The sequence below is a fragment of the Streptomyces sp. NBC_00250 genome, assembly GCF_036192275.1.
In the GTDB taxonomy this organism is placed as follows: Bacteria; Actinomycetota; Actinomycetes; order Streptomycetales; family Streptomycetaceae; genus Streptomyces.
On sequence record NZ_CP108088.1, the window covers coordinates 1,514,597 to 1,529,602 of the forward strand.

Consider the following 15,006-nt stretch of genomic DNA (forward strand, 5'->3'; position numbering starts at 1 on the left):
ACCGGACCCGTCGTGACCGCTCCCCCCGGGGCGGTCAGCTCTTGACGGCGCCGTCGAGGACACCGATGCCGCTGCTGCCGGCACTGCTGCCGGCACCGGCGCCCGCGTCGAGTACGCCCGACTTCATGACCTTCGCCAGGAGCGCGGAGACGCTGAGGTTCTGAACGTCTGCGCTGGTCAGGGAGCCCAGGACCTTGGTGAGGTCCTCGGTGAAGGACCCCTCCCCGTTCAGCCAGGGCCCGGCGAGCGCCTGCGCCGTCCGCGAGTGGTCCATGAAGCCGTCGACGGACTTGCCGAGGGCGATCGACTGCACGAGCCGGTCGAGGAAGACGGACTCCCCGCCGACGATGTTGATGTCGGCGTGCTCCAGACCGGTGGCCAGGACGGTCGCCTGGGCCTCAGCGACCTGCCGCTGGACGTCGAGCCCGGCGAGCCGGATGTCCTTCTCCGCCTCCAGCCGGAGGCGGTACTCCTCGTGGGCCCGGGAAGCCTCGTCGAGCGCGGCCATCGCCGCCGCCTTCTCGGTCAGACCGGCTGCCTCCGCCTTCAGCTTCTCGCCGATCGCGGTCGCCTCGGCGAGGGCCTTCTCCCGGGTGCCGACGGCCTCGGCTCGCAGCCGTGCCTCGGTGGCCTCGGCCTCCGCGCGGCCGGCCTTCTCGATGACACCGGCCTCCCTCTCGCGGACCTGCACCGCCGCGAGCCCCTCGGCCGCCGCTTCCGCCTGCACTCCCTCGGCGAGGCGGATCTTGGCGCGGGCGTCCATGTCGGCGGCCTTGTTGCGGGCCTCGGCCAGGGTGAGTTCCTCGGCGGCCCGGTGCACGGCGGCCTGCTCGGCCGCCTCCGCCGCCTTGATGTCCTTGACGAGCTTCTCCTGGGCCTCCGCCTCGGCGGCGATGACGATCGCCTGCCGGGTGCGCTCGGCCTCCTCGACCGTACGGAGCCGCCTGATGGACTCCTCCTGCTCGGCGACCGTGCGGTCCACCGCGATCCGCTCGCGGATCACCTCGGCGATGTCCCGGCGCTCCGACTCCACCTCCTTCTCGGCGGAGATGCGGGTCAGTTCGGTCTCCCGGTCCCGGGCGATGACCTCGAGGAGACGGTCCTTCTCGATCCGCTCGTTCTCGACGGCGATGACCCGCTCGCGGTTCTTCTGTGCGACGGCCACCTCTCGGGCCTGGTTCTCCCGCTGGATGCCGAGCTGCTCCTCGGTCCTGAGGAACGCGCTCTGTGCCCGCAGCCGCTCCTCCTCCACCACCCGGGCGGTCTCGGCCTCCTCCCGGGCCCGTACGGTGTCGATCTCGCGCTTCTGCTTGATCTCGGCGTCGGCCTGACGCCGCTCCAGCTCCAGGATGGCTTCGCGGGCGTCGACGTTCTGCCGGGTGATCTCCTTCTGCTCGTGCTGGCGGAACTCGTTCGTGCGGACGTTCTCGACGGCGGTCAGTTCCGTGATCTTGCGGATGCCCTGGGCGTCGAGGATGTTGCCCGGGTCGAGCTGGGCGAGCGGGGTCTGCTCCAGGTAGTCGATGGCCGCGTCCTCCAGGCTGTAGCCGTTGAGGTCGATGCCGATGATCTCGATGATCCGGTACCGCAGTTCCTCGCGCTTGGTGTACAGATCGGTGAAGTCCAGCTGCTTGCCGACCGTCTTCAGCGCCTCGGAGAACTTGGCGTTGAACAGCTCCTGCAGCGTGTCCTTGTCGCTCGCCCGCTCGGTGCCGATGGCCTGGGCGACCTTGATGACGTCGTCGACGGTCTTGTTGACCCGTACGAAGAACGAGATCCGGATGTCCGCGCGGATGTTGTCCCGGCAGATCAGGCCGTCCCGGCCGGTCCGGGAGATCTCGATGGTCTTCACCGAGATGTCCATGACCTCGGCCTTGTGCAGGACGGGCAGCACGATCTGTCCGGTGAAGGTCACGTCGACCTTCCGCATCTTGGAGACGATCAGCGCCTTGCCCTGCTCCACCTTCCGGAACAGCCGGCTGACGACGAACAGCAGAGCGACGGCGATGATCAGGACGACGGCGACGAGCACGCCGAGGCCCGCGGTCAGGAAATCCATGAGAGAACCCCGTGTCGGTGGAGGAAGTCGAGGGAGCAGGTCGACGGTGGGAAGCGGGAGTCGCGGCCTCGGGCGGCACGAAGGACGGCACCAGGGCGGCACGAGGGCAGCACGAGGAGGGGGCGAGGGCAGCGCGAGTAGGCGGCCGGGAAGCACGGCCCGGAGCGCCGGCCGCGAGCACGAGCGCCTCAGCTCGCCTCGCCTCGCCTCGTAAGGCAAGGAGGGAACCCGGCTGAACTACGTTCCGATGCGTACGGACGGAGTCGAGCCACGCAGGGACGGACCGGTGGCGGCCCCGGGTTCGTCAGGGAACAGCTTGGCAGGCCCGCCCATGGCTTTCCCCCCTCCGCTCACGCTTTCCGTGTCCCGGCACCGGGGCACCGCCCACGCCCTGCCGTCCCCCCACCCTGACGCATCGACACCAGTCCGGTCATTGCCGCGACCCGGCAGCCTTTGACGCCTCCTTGATGCCGGTGAAGGGCATCCGCGAGCGCCATGGCACTCTTGATCCCCGCGCGTCAGGAACGCGTCGAGGGCGTGTCGGGGGAGGCGGGAGGGGCCGTGACGGAGCAGGACACGACGGTGGACCATCTGGAGGGGTTCGCCGAGATCCTGACGGGAGTGTGCGCGACCGGCCGCAGGCTCACCCGTGAGGAACGGGCGGCACTGCGGTCCCGCGGGGATCGGGCCGCGAAGGCCGGCATCGGTCTACGGGCCCTCGTCCGGGCCCATCTCTCGGCCGCTCAGCACGTCGCCTCCGGCCTGTCGCGGGGCGCCGCCGAGCATCTCCTGAGCGCTGTCGAGCAGGCCGTCGACGCCTTCGCCGAAGGCCACGAGCTGGCACAGCACCTGGCGGTGCGTCAGGAAGAGGCACATCGTCGGGAGTTCATCGACGACCTGCTGCACGGCCGCAGCGGTCTCGGCCTGATAGCCGAACGCGCCGAGCGCTTCGGGCTGCTCCTCTCGCACGCCCACGCCGTGGCCGTCGCCCAGGGGCGGGAGTCGTACGGCGACGGCTACGAGGTCATCCGTACCGTCGAGGCCTCGCTCGCCGCCCGCTTCGGCAACCGCCGCATCCTGCTCACCACCAAGGACGGCCGGCTGATCTGCATCGCACCCGCCGACGAGCCCGAGGTGCTGGCCCACTTCGCCAAGCAGGCGTACGCCGCGACCGACGGCGGCCAGGTCGCCGTCGGCCGACCCCATCCGGGTCCGGGCGGTGTCGTCCACTCCTACGAGGAAGCCCTCAACGCCCTCGAACTCGCGGCCCGCATGGACCTGAACGAACCGGTCCTGTACGCCGCCGATCTCCTGGTCTACCCCGTCCTCACCCGCGACCGGCAGGCCATGGCCGACCTCGTACGCACCGTGCTCGGCCCCCTCCAGGAGGCGCGCGGCGGTGCGGGCCCCCTCCTGGAGACCCTCACCGCCTACTTCGACACCGGATGCGTCAGCGCCCAGGCCGCCCGCCAACTGAGCCTGAGCGTCCGTGCCATGACGTACCGCCTCGCCCGCATCCACCGCCTCACCGGGTCGGACCCCACCGACCCCGTCCAGCGCTACACCCTCCAGACGGCAGTGATCGGCGCGAGACTCCTCGACTGGCCCACGCAGCCACTGTGACCCCCGGTGAACCGCGGCGGGACCGGCTCCGACCGCCGACTCCCAGCGGGCGCGGCGGCGGAATCCCTTTCCGCGCAGCCGACGGCTGACGCGGTGGGGTGTCGTGTGCCGGATCCCGGAGACAGGCGCCAGGAGACAGGCGCCGACGGGTGATCACTCGGTGTGCAGCACCGAGGCGATGGTCGTCCTCGCCGCCGACCGGGCCGGGACCAGGGCGCCGAGGACTGCGATCGCCACACCCGCCAAGAGCATCGCGGCCAACTGCGGCGCGTGCCACACGTCCTTCATATGGGCCGGGAAGGAGACCACTCCGACGTTGTCCACGACGAGGCGGTGCGCCACGACCCCCAGCGGAATGCCGAGCAGCCCACCGGCCGCGCCCAACGCGGCGACGGAGGTCACTGTCATCACCACCACCTGACGGGGGGTCATTCCGATCGACTTGAGCATGCCCAGGTCCCGGCGCCGCTCGCGGGTGTTCAGCAGGACGGTGTTGAAGACGCCGAGCGAGGCGACGAGGGTCAGCAGCACCGTGAACACCGTCGAGAAGGTGACGACGGTGGTCGTGCCGGTGCTCTCCGAGTCCGCCACCGACGCGCGCAGGCCCGGGTCGAGCGCCTCGACCGCCTCGGCGTACGCACGCGCGTCGGTGCCGGGCGCGAGCCGTACCGTGTACTCGCCGGCGCGCGTGTGCGGTGCGAGCTGGGCGAGGGTCTGCCAGGTGGCCTCCAGGGCCCGGGCGTTGCCTTCGATGAGCTGACCCACGACGATCGCGGAGATCCGCCTGCCGCCCAGTTCCAGACCGACCCGGTCACCGACCTTCAGTCCTCGCTGGGTCAGGAACGACGGTCCGGCCACGATCTCGCCCGCCGCCGTCGGCGCCCGGCCCTTGACGATCGTATGGGTGTACGGGAAATCGTCCCCGCGGTAGAAATCGGCGAAGACCGGCTGGTTCTGCCCGGTCATGTTCGCCTGGGTCAGTGCGCGGGCCCGTACCCCCGCCGCGCCCGGAAGGGAGCGGAGCCGTTCGTCGATCTGCCGGTCGCTGAGCCGGGGAATCGTCCGGGCATCGCCCGGCTCCCCCGCCGCCACCTGGATCCTGGCGCCGCCGTCCTCCCGCCCGACGTTGCCGAACGCCAGCATGGTGCTGGTCAGTCCGGTCGACAGTGTCACGGTGGTGACCCCGAGAACGATGGCGGCCATGGTCAGCAGGGTGCGGCCGGGGCGGGCGAACGGCTGGCCCAGACCCAGACTGACCGGGCGCGGCAGCCGGGTGGCGCCGAGGATCCGCTGGACGCGCAGCCCGCGCCCGGTGCGCGGCGCGCTGCCCGCGCTGATCGCCTGAGCCGCGGGGAGCCGGTGGGCGCGCAGCGCGGGGACCAGCGCGGCCAGCAGGACGAGGGCGGGCATGCCCAGGAGACAGACGACGGAGACCCATGGGTCGATGTCGCCGACGGAGGCTCGGCCCACATCGATGCCGGTGAACGCGACCTTCAGGATCGGAGCGGCCAGCACGTTCCCGAGCAGGGTGCCCAGGAGGCAGCCCGCGACGGCCGGAACGGAGAGCATGGTCAGGTAGACGGCGACGACCTGGTTCGGTGTGAAGCCCAGGGCCTTGAGCACCCCGATGTGCCGGTACCCGGACACGACCGCCCCGCTGACCACGTTTCCGACGATCAGGACGGAGACCAGCAGGCCGAGGACGCCGAAGAGCGTCATGAACGGGAGATAGGAGTCGACGAGCGCGGAGAAGGCCTGCTTGAGGGCCAGGTGGGACTGTGCGCCGGTGAGCGACTCCTCGGGCAGTCCCGCGGTGACCCCGGCCAGCCCGGCGGCCAGCTGGGCGTCCGTGGAGGACTCCGTGAAGCGGTAGAGCATCTGGGCGGAGGACGGATGCAGCGCGGCCATCTGCTCGGGTGACACCCAGGCACTCGCCGACTTGCTCATGCTCGCGGCGAACCCGACGACGGTCAGCGTCGGTCCTCCGGGGTTCTCCAGCTTGGTGCCCAGCAACTCCGGGCCCGGGGAGCCCTCGACGGACCAGTTGACGACGATCTCGCCGGGCGCGGTGGCCCAGTGGCCTTCCAGTAGCTCGACCCGGTCCACAGGTCCGGCCGGATCGGCTCGGCCCACCACGGTGAGGCTGCCGCCCGCCGTCCAGAGCCAGCGCTCGGGGATGTCGACGACGGCCTGCCCGAAAGGCCCGGCCGCGGCCTCCACCCCTGGCTGCCGGGCGGTCCGGGCCAGCTGCTCCGGCGAGACCTTCGTGGTGTCGAAGGTCGCCACCGTATGGGCTCCGCGCTGTTCGGCGTACGCCTTGTCGAAGGGACCCGAGGCGGCGGCCAGGAGCCCCAGCGCCAGCAGGACGGTCGTGGTGGAGCAGAGGACGACGAGTCCGATGACGAAGGTCTGGAGCCGACGGCGCTTCACGGCCCCGCGTGACGCTCTCCAGACGGCGCTCATACCCTCGCCTCCAGTGCGCTTTCGCCGGCCACCCGGCCGTCGGCGACCCGGATCAGCCGGCTGGCGCAGCGAGTGGCCAGCTGCGGGTCGTGGGTGACGATCAACAGGGTCTGTCCGATCTGGTTGAGATCGATCAGCAGGTCCATCACCTGCTCCCCCGAGCGGCTGTCGAGAGCCCCGGTCGGTTCGTCGGCCAGCAGCAGCGCGGGACGGTTCATCAGGGACCGGGCCACGGCGACCCGTTGCCGCTCGCCGCCGCTGAGCGTCGCCGGATAGTTGTTCCGGCGTTCGGCGACGCCGAGTTCGTCGAGGAGCTCCAAGGCACGGCGGCGCGCCTGCCGGGCCGGGGTGCCGGTCAGCTGCGCGACCAGCGCCACGTTGTCGAGGACGGGCAGATCGTCGATGAGGTTGAAGAACTGGAAGATCATGCCGACGTTCCGCCGCCGGAACAGCGCCAATCCGGTCTCGTTCAGTTGTCCGAGGTCATGACCCTGCACCTCGACCGTGCCCGAGGTCGGCCGGTCCAGGCCGGCCACCATGTTGAGCAGGGTGGACTTGCCGCAGCCCGAGGGGCCCATCACGGCGACCGCGTCCCCCGCCCTGATCTCCAGCGACAGGCCGTCCAGGGCCTTCGCGTCGCCGTACTCCTTGTGCACGTCTTCCAGCCGCACCACCACGTGCCGGGCGTTTCCTTGATCAGTTGTCATGGCTCGAACCTAGGCGGGGTGTCGCGGACGGGGCGTCACCCCCCGCATGTATCCGTCCGGGCAGGTCATCCCTGGGATGTACGGAGCTGCATCCGGGGACTGACGAGGAGAGGGCCGTGCGGCTGAGAGGATGATCCGGTGTGGGGATCCGGGACGATCTGGCTGGTCATCGCCCTGGCGGCAGCAGTGGGCGCCGCCGGGTACCTGTTCGTGGCGGTGGTCCGGGCCCGGCGGCTGCACCGGGCGGCCGTCGAGGAGCGCGGCTGGCTGCTTGAGCGGGAGCGGGAGAGTGCGGCACAGATCGCGGTCGACGCCGAGCGGGCCAGGATCGCGGCCGAGCTCCACGACATCGTCAGCCACAACGTGAGCCTCATGGTGGTCCAGGCCGGGGCCGCCCGCGAGGTGCTGGCCACGATGCCGGACGAGGCCGCGGCGGCGATGAGCGCCGTCGAGGATGCCGGGCGGAACACGATGACCGAGCTACGACACCTGCTCGGCCTGCTCGCACCAGCACAGGACGGCGATGACAAGCCCTACGGTATGGACCTGTCACCGCAGCCGAGCCTGAGCCGACTCGGCCCGCTGATCGACCGCATCTCCTTCGCCGGCCTGCCCGTGGAGGTACGCGTCTCCGGTGAGCCGCGCCCCCTGCCGACCGGGATCGATGTCACCGCCTATCGGATCATTCAGGAGGCCCTGACCAATGCCCTCAAACACGGGGACGGAGCGAAAGCCGAGGTGACCGTGCGGTATGCGGACCACTACCTGCGAGTCGAGGTGCTGAACAGCGGACCGAGCGTCCTGTCGGCCGGCCGGCCCTCGCGAGGTGGGCCGGTCCCGGGCCGAGCGAACGTAACGGGCCGAACCGACGGGACGGGCCGAGCGAACGGAACGGGACGCGGGTTGCTCGGTCTGCGGGAGCGGGTCGGCGTCTACGGCGGTGACCTGGACGCCCGCCGCCGCCTCGGCGGCGGCTACCGCGTCCGCGCCCGGATCCCGTTGGACCGGCCATGACGACGGGTACCGAGCCCGCCCCTCGCGTCGTGATCGCCGACGACCAAGAGCTGGTCCGCACCGGCTTCCGCCTGATTCTGACCGCCCGCGGTATCGACGTGGTGGGTGAGGCCGGCGACGGGGTCGAGGCCGTGGCCGCCGTACGGAGGCTGCGGCCCGACGTCGTGCTCATGGACATCCGGATGCCGGTCATGGACGGTCTGGAGGCCGCCCGCCACGTACTCGCACAGGCGCCGGACTGCCGGGTGATCATGCTGACCACCTTCGACCTCGACTCGTACGTCTACGCCGCCCTCGCCGCCGGAGCCAGCGGCTTCCTGCTCAAGGACGTCACCTCCGCACATCTGGCCGCCGCCGTACGCCTGGTCGACACCGGCGATGCCCTGCTTTCGCCCTCGATCACCCGCCGCCTGGTGGAGCGCTTCGCCGGCGGCACCGGTTCGGGCCCCGCGACGCCGGCCGTCCACAGGGACCTGGCCGCGCTGACGCCGCGCGAACGCGAAGTGCTGACACTCATGGGCCGAGGGCTGTCCAATGCCGAACTGGCACGGCAACTGACCCTCAGCGAGGCGACGGTGAAGACCCATGTGGCCCGGATCTTCGGCAAACTCACCCTCCGCGACAGGGCGCAGGCCGTCGTCCTCGCGTACGAGACAGGACTCGTCTCACCGGGAGAGTCCGCCGCCGACGACGATCCCCGCCGATAGGAGCGCGCCGCTGCCCGGCGAGGGGCGAGGGGCGAGGGCACGGTGCCGCCCTCGCTCCCCCTCAGGTCACCGGGTCGCGGTTGCGGCGGTCACCATGAGGCAATGACCGGCGCGTCGGGTTCGTGCTGCCGCCACGCCTCGCCGAGACGCACGAGGCGGTCCGCGGCGGCGATGCCGTACAGGGCCGCCACCTTGCCGTCGCCGACTTCGAACGCCACGGTGCCCACGACCCGGTCGTCGACCACGGCGAGGACGGCCGGGGAGCCGTTGACCAGCGCGACATGAAACGCCGGGGACCCGCCGGCCAGCCGCCGCTTCGCCGGCGTGGGCCTGAAGCCGGCGCGCACGTAGGAGGCGACGCGCTCGCGCGTCTTGTACCGGAGCAATCGCCTGGCCAGTCCGGCGCCGTCCGAAACCGCCGTCACGTCGTCGGTGAGCAGCGCCACCAGTCGTTCGGTGCGGCCCGACGTGGCGGCGGCGAGGAACTCCTCGACGATCCGGCGCGCGGACGCGGGGTCCACCTCGTCGCCGCCGCGGCGCTCCGCGGTGACCCGGCGTCGGGCCCGGTGGACATGTTGCTGGCTCGCGGATTCGGTGATGTCGAGGATCCCGGCGATCTCGGCGTGGGGATACGAGAAGGCCTCACGCAGGACGTAGGCGGCCCGCTCGACCGGTGAAAGGCGCTCCAGGAGGATCAATACGGCCAGGGACACCGATTCGCGCTGTACGAAGGTGTCGGCCGGGCCGAGCATCGGGTCGCCCTCGAGGAGCGGTTCGGGCAGCCAGGCACCGGCCGCACGCTCGTGGCGCGCCTGCGCCGAGCGGAGCCGGTCGAGGCAGAGGTTGGTGACGACCTTGGTCAGCCAGGCTTCCGGCACCTCGACCCGTTCGCGGTCGGCGGCCTGCCAGCGCAGGAACGTGTCCTGCACGGCGTCCTCGGCATCGGCGGCCGAGCCGAGCAGACGGTACGCGAGGGAGGCCAGCCGGCCCCGGCCGGCCTCGAACCGTTCGACGGCTGCGTTGTCCATGCGCAACAGCCTAGGCGGCGACCCGCACTCCGACCTGCTCAGGCGCGGTGGCCACCCGGCGCCTGCGCTTCGGCAGGCCGAAGGTCGGGTGGGCGATGCCCCACCCGGCCCCCAGGAGCACGCCCGACTTGAGTCGCGCGGCGGTCCGGCCGCCCAGGTACCAGGACTTCGACCGGACGTCCCCGTCCACCATCTGGAAGATCGCGTCCCGCCGCCCGAGGCTGATGTGGTTGCCGTGGTACTTCAGTCCGACGGTCGGGATCTCGCCGCCCGTCAGGCGAGCGATGATCGTGGCGGTCGCCTGCATGTTGGTGAAGCCGGCCGAGGCGCAGGACATCGGCAGCGGCCGGCCGTTCTCGCCGATCGCGTAGGCGCAGTCACCGGCGGCGTAGACATCCGGGTGCGAGACCGAGCGCATGGTGCGGTCGACGACGATCTGCCCCGTCTCGGCGACCTCCAGACCGCCGACGGCCGCGATGGGGTGCACGGCGAACCCGGCCGACCACACCGTGACGTCGGCCGGGATGGACGTACCGTCGGCGGCGATCGCCCGGGTCGGCTCGACGGCTTCGATGCCGGTGTGCTCGTGGACGGTGACGCCGAGCCGGTCGAAGGCCCGGCGCAGGTGGCGGCGGGCCTTCGGGGAGAGCCAGGCGCCCAGCTCGCCGCGGGCGGCGAGCGCGACGGAGAGGTCGGGCCGCGACTCCGCGAACTCGGTGGCGGTCTCGATGCCGGTGAGCCCCTCACCGACGACCAGCACGGTGCCGCCCGCGCCCAGGGTGTTCATGCGCTCGCGCAGTCGTAGTGCCGAGGACCGGCCGGTCACATCGAAGGCGTGCTCGGCCACGCCGGGGACGCCATGGTGGGCGACGGTGCTGCCGAGCGTGTAGAGGAGCGTGTCGTACGCGAGTTCGCCGTCGCCGTCCTCGCCGGTCACCGCGACGGTTCCGCGCTCGGGGTCGACACCGGTGACGCGCGCCAGGCGCAACCGCACCCCGGTGCCGGCGAACACGTCGGCGAGCTTGCGGACCGCGAGGTCCTGGCCGATCGCGAGCTGGTGGAGCCGCATCCGCTCGACGAAGTCGGGCACGGCGTTGACGACGGTGATCTCGACGTCGGCGGGAGAAAGCCGACGGGCCAGGTTTCCGGCGGCGAAGGCCCCGGCGTATCCGGCGCCGAGGACGACGATGCGGTGCTTCATGGCTTGGCTCCTGTCTCGTTCGCGTGCCCCTTGAACGAGATGGCGCCCTGATTGCTGACAGGAGCCTGCTGTGACGCGGGTCACCGAACCGGGACGAGCGGCGGAGCGGGGCCGCGGCTCCCCCTCGCAGCCACTCCGCGCACAGCCGCGCAGTCGGTACCTGCAACCGGGCCTCATGTGGTGATGCGATCAAGGATAGTTTCCCTGGACATGCAGGGTCGATCGAGGTGGGGCCGAACGTGAAGAAGTTACTGACAGGCGCACTTGCAGCCGTGACCGTACTGGCCGTGGGAGGCTGCGGTTCGACGGACGGGGATTCGGGGAAGTCCGAGACGCCCGGGCCGCCGCCGAAGAGTTCCTCCCCGCAGAAGCCCGCGGTGCCTCAGGCGCAGGCGCGGCAGGTCCCGCCCGCGTTCGACGGCGCCAAGGGGTGGGCCGTCATGCAGGCGGAGCGGCTGGACCGGCCGGCCGTCGCGCCGCACGCGAAACTGGTGCTGCTCCTCAAGACGTATCCGGACGCCAAGGCGCTCGGCGTGGAGGCACGGGACGCGGCCACCGGCGCCGTCCGCTGGTCGAGCGCCCCCTGGAAGACGAGCGGGGGGCCCGACGAGTTCCGGGCCGAGGACGCGGATCTGGGGGTCACCAGCAAGGGCGGCAAGGACTTCGTCGTGCTGGCGGTCCCGGTCCGAGAGGGCAAGGACGCGCTGAACCAGGGGAAGCCCGCCGCTCGTCTCGCCGTGTTTCCCGCGGACTCCTCCGGGACCGGCGTAGCCCCGTCGCACCAGGTCACGGTCCCCGGGGCGGAGGGCGGCGTCTTCCCCCACGACACCGACGGCACCGTGACTGTGCCGACCTCCGACGGAATGGCGGTCGTGGACGCCACCACCGGCACGACCACGCCCTCCCGGGGCAGGAACACTCCCGAATTCGTGGTCAGGGTGAAGAGCTTCACCCAGCCCGAGTTCGACGTCGCCGACGCCTGGGCCGGGCAGCAGGTGGTGCCTTCGGGTGCGGCTTCCGAGAGCGGTCTGGACAAGGGGGTGGCCTACGGAGTCCGCGGTGGCCACCTCGTGGCCCGATGGCCGTCCAAGAACCAGGACTACGACATCTCCGGCCTGGCGATGAACTACGTGTGGGCGTTGCACGACGAGCGCACCGGAAAGCCGACGATCAGCGTCAAGTGCGACGGCCTGACCGACGTCCTCACCAGCGGGGACGAGACGATCCTCAGTGACAACGGCCGCTACCTGGTCAACGGGGACGTGGCCTTCGACCTCCAGGCCGGAAAGGGCTACTGCTTCGGCGAGACGAAGTCCCGCGCGGGTGTGCAGTTCCGCGGTGTCGACAACTCCGGTACGGCGTACGGCGCTGTGACGACGGCCGGATCGGCGGGCCTCGTCGCTCTTGATCTCGCTACCGGCAAGCCGACGAAGCTCGACGGCGACGTGACGCTCCCGACCCGGGTGACCGGTGACGTGGCGCTGTACGACGCCACACCCGTCAACGAGAAGGACCCGGGGGCGAAACCGGCCACCCATGCCATCCTCAGCGTCTACCCCAGGCGCTGACGGCCGACGCCCGTGGGCGTGTCGGGCCGACTGCACGGCCGTCCGGTTCGGCACGTCCTAGAACCAGGGGCGGGTGTCCTGCGTGGGCAGCGGGCGCAGGTTCGGCGAGCGTACGAGCAGGCGGTCGGCCAGGGCCGAGCTGAGGCGGCCGACGGCGTGCAGGTGATCGTGGTCACGGGTCATGTCGGCGACGACGCCCAGGCGGTGGACGAGCCGCTCACGGGCGGAGACGTAGCCCCACTCGAAGTCCTCGGCGGGCACCCGGGCGAGCTGGTCGACCGTCCCCCGGTGGGCCCGCTCGACGAGCGCGTCGCCCTGGATCAGCCAGCCTGCGCACGCGTCGGCGAGGTCACCCGGCACGTCCTTCCCGGTGAGGCCGCGCCAGGTGGTCCGGTAGACGTCCTCGACCTCCGTGAGCGGGGCCGCGGTGACCGACATGGCACACCAGCAGGTGGGGAAGCCGATGCGGAAGTAGGCGAGTTCGATCAGGCCGTTGCCGAGCGAGGCCCGCTCGAAGTCGACGAAGCGGACGCCGTCGGCGGTGCGCAGATCATTGCCGGGGCAGGGGTCGCCGTGCAGCAGCGCATGGTGCGGGGTGGGGTCCAACCGCTCCAGGAGACCGGCGAGTTCATGGGGAACCGTGGACGGTACGGGCACGTCGAGCGCCCTGGCAAGGGCGAGGAAGGACTCCGCGTCGGCGGCCGTGGGCCCCGACCAGGCCGGTAGTGCGCCCACGTCGGCGGGCCCGGTCAGGGCGTGCAGCCGGGCGAGGGACTCGGCGTACCCCGGCATCCAGTCGTCCGTCTTGCCGAGGTCGTCCAGGTGCTCGAGGACCATCACCCGCGAGGAGGGGTCCGTGGCGAGCAGCGCGGGGGCCACGGTGCGTCCGGAGGCGCGCCCCGCCAGTCGCAGCCCGGCGACCTCCCGCGCGAAGCGCGTGTCCGAATCGGCGCCCGTGTCTCCGTCGTCGGTGATCTGCTTGACGATCACCAGCCGCTGGTCGGCCAGCCGCACCCGCCACACCCGTGACCGCGGGCTGCTGTCGAGGAGTTCGGCCTGCTCGGGGGTGCCCACGGCGGAGAGCAGCGCCTCATTGAACGGAACACGGTTCGGCATGCCGACGAGCGTAACCGCAGCTTGCGCACGCGGAGACAGCGAGGTGGACGCGAGAGACGGCGTCGCTCATCCGATCCCCGAGCAGGCCGACCAGACCGAGCAGGCCGACCAGACCCACCAGAGAGGACCTGGAGGTCGCCGGGTCCCGCGAAGCAGTTGCCACCCGGGCCTCACTCCTGACGCGGGCGGGGCGTTCGACGACGGAACCTAGGGGTACGGCAATCCCTGCATGGCGGCGAAGATGTGTTTCTCCTCCAGGCCCACCAGCGCCGCCGCCTCGATGTACGTCGGGGCGAGAGCCGTGATCACGGCGAACTCGTCGACGACGAACTGCAGGTCGCCCAGGAGGAAGGTGTGCGCCGCCACTGCTCCCTCGTCACTCCCGAAGGGGGGACGCGTCACTCCGGACGGGGCCGGCACGACCTGGTTCCACCAGGCCCGGCGCGGATCGTTGTCGGCCATTCCGACGGGGCGCCAGTTGTCCGACTCGAAGGTGTGCCAGAGGAGCCGTACGGACTCCGACGTCGTCGCGCTGGTGCTCAGCACCTCGTTGAGGAATTCGGCGTACTGATCGAGGTAGCCCTGGGTGGCTCCGACGCCCGGGGCCGTCAGAAGTTGCTTGTAGACCACGGTCCAGTCGGGGCCGAACCTGGTGTGGCCGGAGTGGTCGGCCTGGTTCATCAGCGCGGTGGACCGCGTCCGGAGGGCGATGTACTTGTTCCGCGTGTCGAGCCAGTCCGCCGAGGGCGAGGGGACGTCCACCACGATGTGGCAGTGTTCGAGGTCGAGCGGGCTCGCTCCCCAGGTGGCCGGCGGAGTGAACGGTCCGTCGGGTGATCCGGCCGGGTCGAGCAGGGCTTCCAGGCCGACCGTCATCGCGGTCCGGAACTGGACCGGGATGACCGCGGACTCGGGGTTGAAGGTGTACGAGGTGATCGGCAGCCTGGCCAGTTCACGGCTGCGATTGAAGTCGAACGCCGGTATGCGCCGGGTCTGCCAGGACAGCCACTCGTCGCGGTCGGCGCACGGCATGGCCCACGCCGTGTCCAGCGCGGTCATCGTGCCGATGCCGACGACCGGGTCGGTGGGTGTCAGGGGCGGCACCTGGTCCTGCTTGAACTGGACCACGGCCGCCGACGTCTCGTTCCCGAAGAACCCGGTCGCGCCGCTCGGAATGGAGTAGCCCAGATCGATGAGCCCGTACTGGACAGCTCCGATGTGACTCCCGGACTGACCGTACTTGAGGTAGGAGGACGTCGTTCCGGCACGTATCTGCTCCAGGACCGGATCGCCGCGAAACCGCGCGGATTTCAGCAGCGCCATGGCGGAGTCCCCTTCCGGGTATCGGCCGTTCCCCGATTCCATCGTCTCTCCGGGAGGGTCACGGCGCAGCTCGAACGGGCCGACGGGGCAGGGCGTACTCGGCGACGGGCGGGCGGGCGTGGTCGCGGGTACCGCCACCCCATCAGGGCACGGGGCCGACCCGCCGCCGGGCCGGACCGCTGTCCCCGGGCGACCCG

At 71.2% G+C, this 15,006-nt stretch carries 11 protein-coding genes; 4 read left to right on the top strand and 7 right to left on the bottom strand.

What is annotated here, in order from left to right; translation table 11 throughout:
- Positions 1-34 precede the first annotated feature (34 nt).
- The gene (locus tag OG259_RS06655) at positions 35-2,059 is read right to left on the bottom strand and encodes a flotillin family protein (RefSeq protein ID WP_328941362.1); all 2,025 of its coding nucleotides are present in this window, start codon (positions 2,057-2,059) and stop codon (positions 35-37) included.
- A gap of 495 nt (positions 2,060-2,554) precedes the next feature.
- Here OG259_RS06655 and OG259_RS06660 point away from each other — a divergent pair, with 495 nt between their 5' ends.
- On the top strand, positions 2,555-3,682 hold the full coding sequence (locus OG259_RS06660; RefSeq protein WP_443051925.1) for a PucR family transcriptional regulator: 1,128 nt from the start codon (positions 2,555-2,557) through the stop codon (positions 3,680-3,682).
- Positions 3,683-3,835: 153 nt separating this feature from the next.
- On the opposite strand, the gene OG259_RS06665 is transcribed toward OG259_RS06660, so the two are convergent.
- Both OG259_RS06665 and OG259_RS06670 read right to left on the bottom strand, forming a co-directional pair.
- Positions 3,836-6,145 (bottom strand): FtsX-like permease family protein, encoded by a 2,310-nt coding sequence (locus OG259_RS06665; RefSeq protein ID WP_328941363.1) that lies wholly within the window; start codon positions 6,143-6,145, stop codon positions 3,836-3,838.
- Entirely contained in the window at positions 6,142-6,852 is a 711-nt protein-coding gene (locus OG259_RS06670) for an ABC transporter ATP-binding protein (protein WP_328941364.1), read from the bottom strand. Before OG259_RS06670 ends, OG259_RS06665 begins: the two co-directional genes overlap by 4 nt.
- 138 nt (positions 6,853-6,990) lie before the next feature.
- On the opposite strand from OG259_RS06670, the gene OG259_RS06675 reads away from it, so the two are divergent.
- Both OG259_RS06675 and OG259_RS06680 read left to right on the top strand, forming a co-directional pair.
- Positions 6,991-7,866 (top strand): sensor histidine kinase, encoded by an 876-nt coding sequence (locus tag OG259_RS06675; protein ID WP_328941365.1) that lies wholly within the window; start codon positions 6,991-6,993, stop codon positions 7,864-7,866.
- A complete protein-coding gene (locus OG259_RS06680) occupies positions 7,863-8,573 on the top strand; it encodes a response regulator transcription factor (protein ID WP_328941366.1) in 711 nt (236 codons plus the stop codon). The genes OG259_RS06675 and OG259_RS06680 overlap by 4 nt, the downstream gene beginning before the upstream one ends.
- A gap of 89 nt (positions 8,574-8,662) precedes the next feature.
- Here the strand turns inward: OG259_RS06680 and sigJ are convergent, their stop codons facing one another.
- Both sigJ and OG259_RS06690 read right to left on the bottom strand, forming a co-directional pair.
- Positions 8,663-9,601, bottom strand: coding sequence for an RNA polymerase sigma factor SigJ (gene sigJ / locus OG259_RS06685; protein WP_328941367.1), 939 nt, complete (start codon positions 9,599-9,601; stop codon positions 8,663-8,665).
- Between the two features lie 10 nt (positions 9,602-9,611).
- The gene (locus OG259_RS06690) at positions 9,612-10,802 is read right to left on the bottom strand and encodes an NAD(P)/FAD-dependent oxidoreductase (protein WP_328941368.1); all 1,191 of its coding nucleotides are present in this window, start codon (positions 10,800-10,802) and stop codon (positions 9,612-9,614) included.
- 377 nt (positions 10,803-11,179) lie between these two features.
- Between OG259_RS06690 and OG259_RS06695 the strand changes: the two genes are divergently transcribed.
- Entirely contained in the window at positions 11,180-12,370 is a 1,191-nt protein-coding gene (locus OG259_RS06695) for a hypothetical protein (protein ID WP_328941369.1), read from the top strand.
- Between the two features lie 57 nt (positions 12,371-12,427).
- On the opposite strand, the gene OG259_RS06700 is transcribed toward OG259_RS06695, so the two are convergent.
- Both OG259_RS06700 and OG259_RS06705 read right to left on the bottom strand, forming a co-directional pair.
- Complete coding sequence (locus tag OG259_RS06700; RefSeq protein ID WP_328941370.1) at positions 12,428-13,486, bottom strand: phosphotransferase; 1,059 nt, start codon at positions 13,484-13,486, stop codon at positions 12,428-12,430.
- Positions 13,487-13,693: 207 nt separating this feature from the next.
- Positions 13,694-14,809 (bottom strand): peptidoglycan-binding domain-containing protein, encoded by a 1,116-nt coding sequence (locus tag OG259_RS06705; RefSeq protein ID WP_328941371.1) that lies wholly within the window; start codon positions 14,807-14,809, stop codon positions 13,694-13,696.
- Positions 14,810-15,006 lie beyond the last annotated feature (197 nt).

Excerpts from the sequence above, each read along its gene's own strand:
- OG259_RS06665 (WP_328941363.1), bottom strand. The coding sequence starts at position 6,145 with ATGAGCGCCGTCTGGAGAGCGTCACGCGGGGCCGTGAAGCGCCGTCGG.
- OG259_RS06700 (WP_328941370.1), bottom strand. The coding sequence starts at position 13,486 with ATGCCGAACCGTGTTCCGTTCAATGAGGCGCTGCTCTCCGCCGTGGGC.
- OG259_RS06670 (WP_328941364.1), bottom strand. The coding sequence starts at position 6,852 with ATGACAACTGATCAAGGAAACGCCCGGCACGTGGTGGTGCGGCTGGAA.
- sigJ (WP_328941367.1), bottom strand. The coding sequence starts at position 9,601 with ATGGACAACGCAGCCGTCGAACGGTTCGAGGCCGGCCGGGGCCGGCTG.
- OG259_RS06660 (WP_443051925.1), top strand. The coding sequence starts at position 2,555 with ATGGCACTCTTGATCCCCGCGCGTCAGGAACGCGTCGAGGGCGTGTCG.
- OG259_RS06655 (WP_328941362.1), bottom strand. The coding sequence starts at position 2,059 with ATGGATTTCCTGACCGCGGGCCTCGGCGTGCTCGTCGCCGTCGTCCTG.
- OG259_RS06690 (WP_328941368.1), bottom strand. The coding sequence starts at position 10,802 with ATGAAGCACCGCATCGTCGTCCTCGGCGCCGGATACGCCGGGGCCTTC.
- OG259_RS06705 (WP_328941371.1), bottom strand. The coding sequence starts at position 14,809 with ATGGCGCTGCTGAAATCCGCGCGGTTTCGCGGCGATCCGGTCCTGGAG.
- OG259_RS06680 (WP_328941366.1), top strand. The coding sequence starts at position 7,863 with ATGACGACGGGTACCGAGCCCGCCCCTCGCGTCGTGATCGCCGACGAC.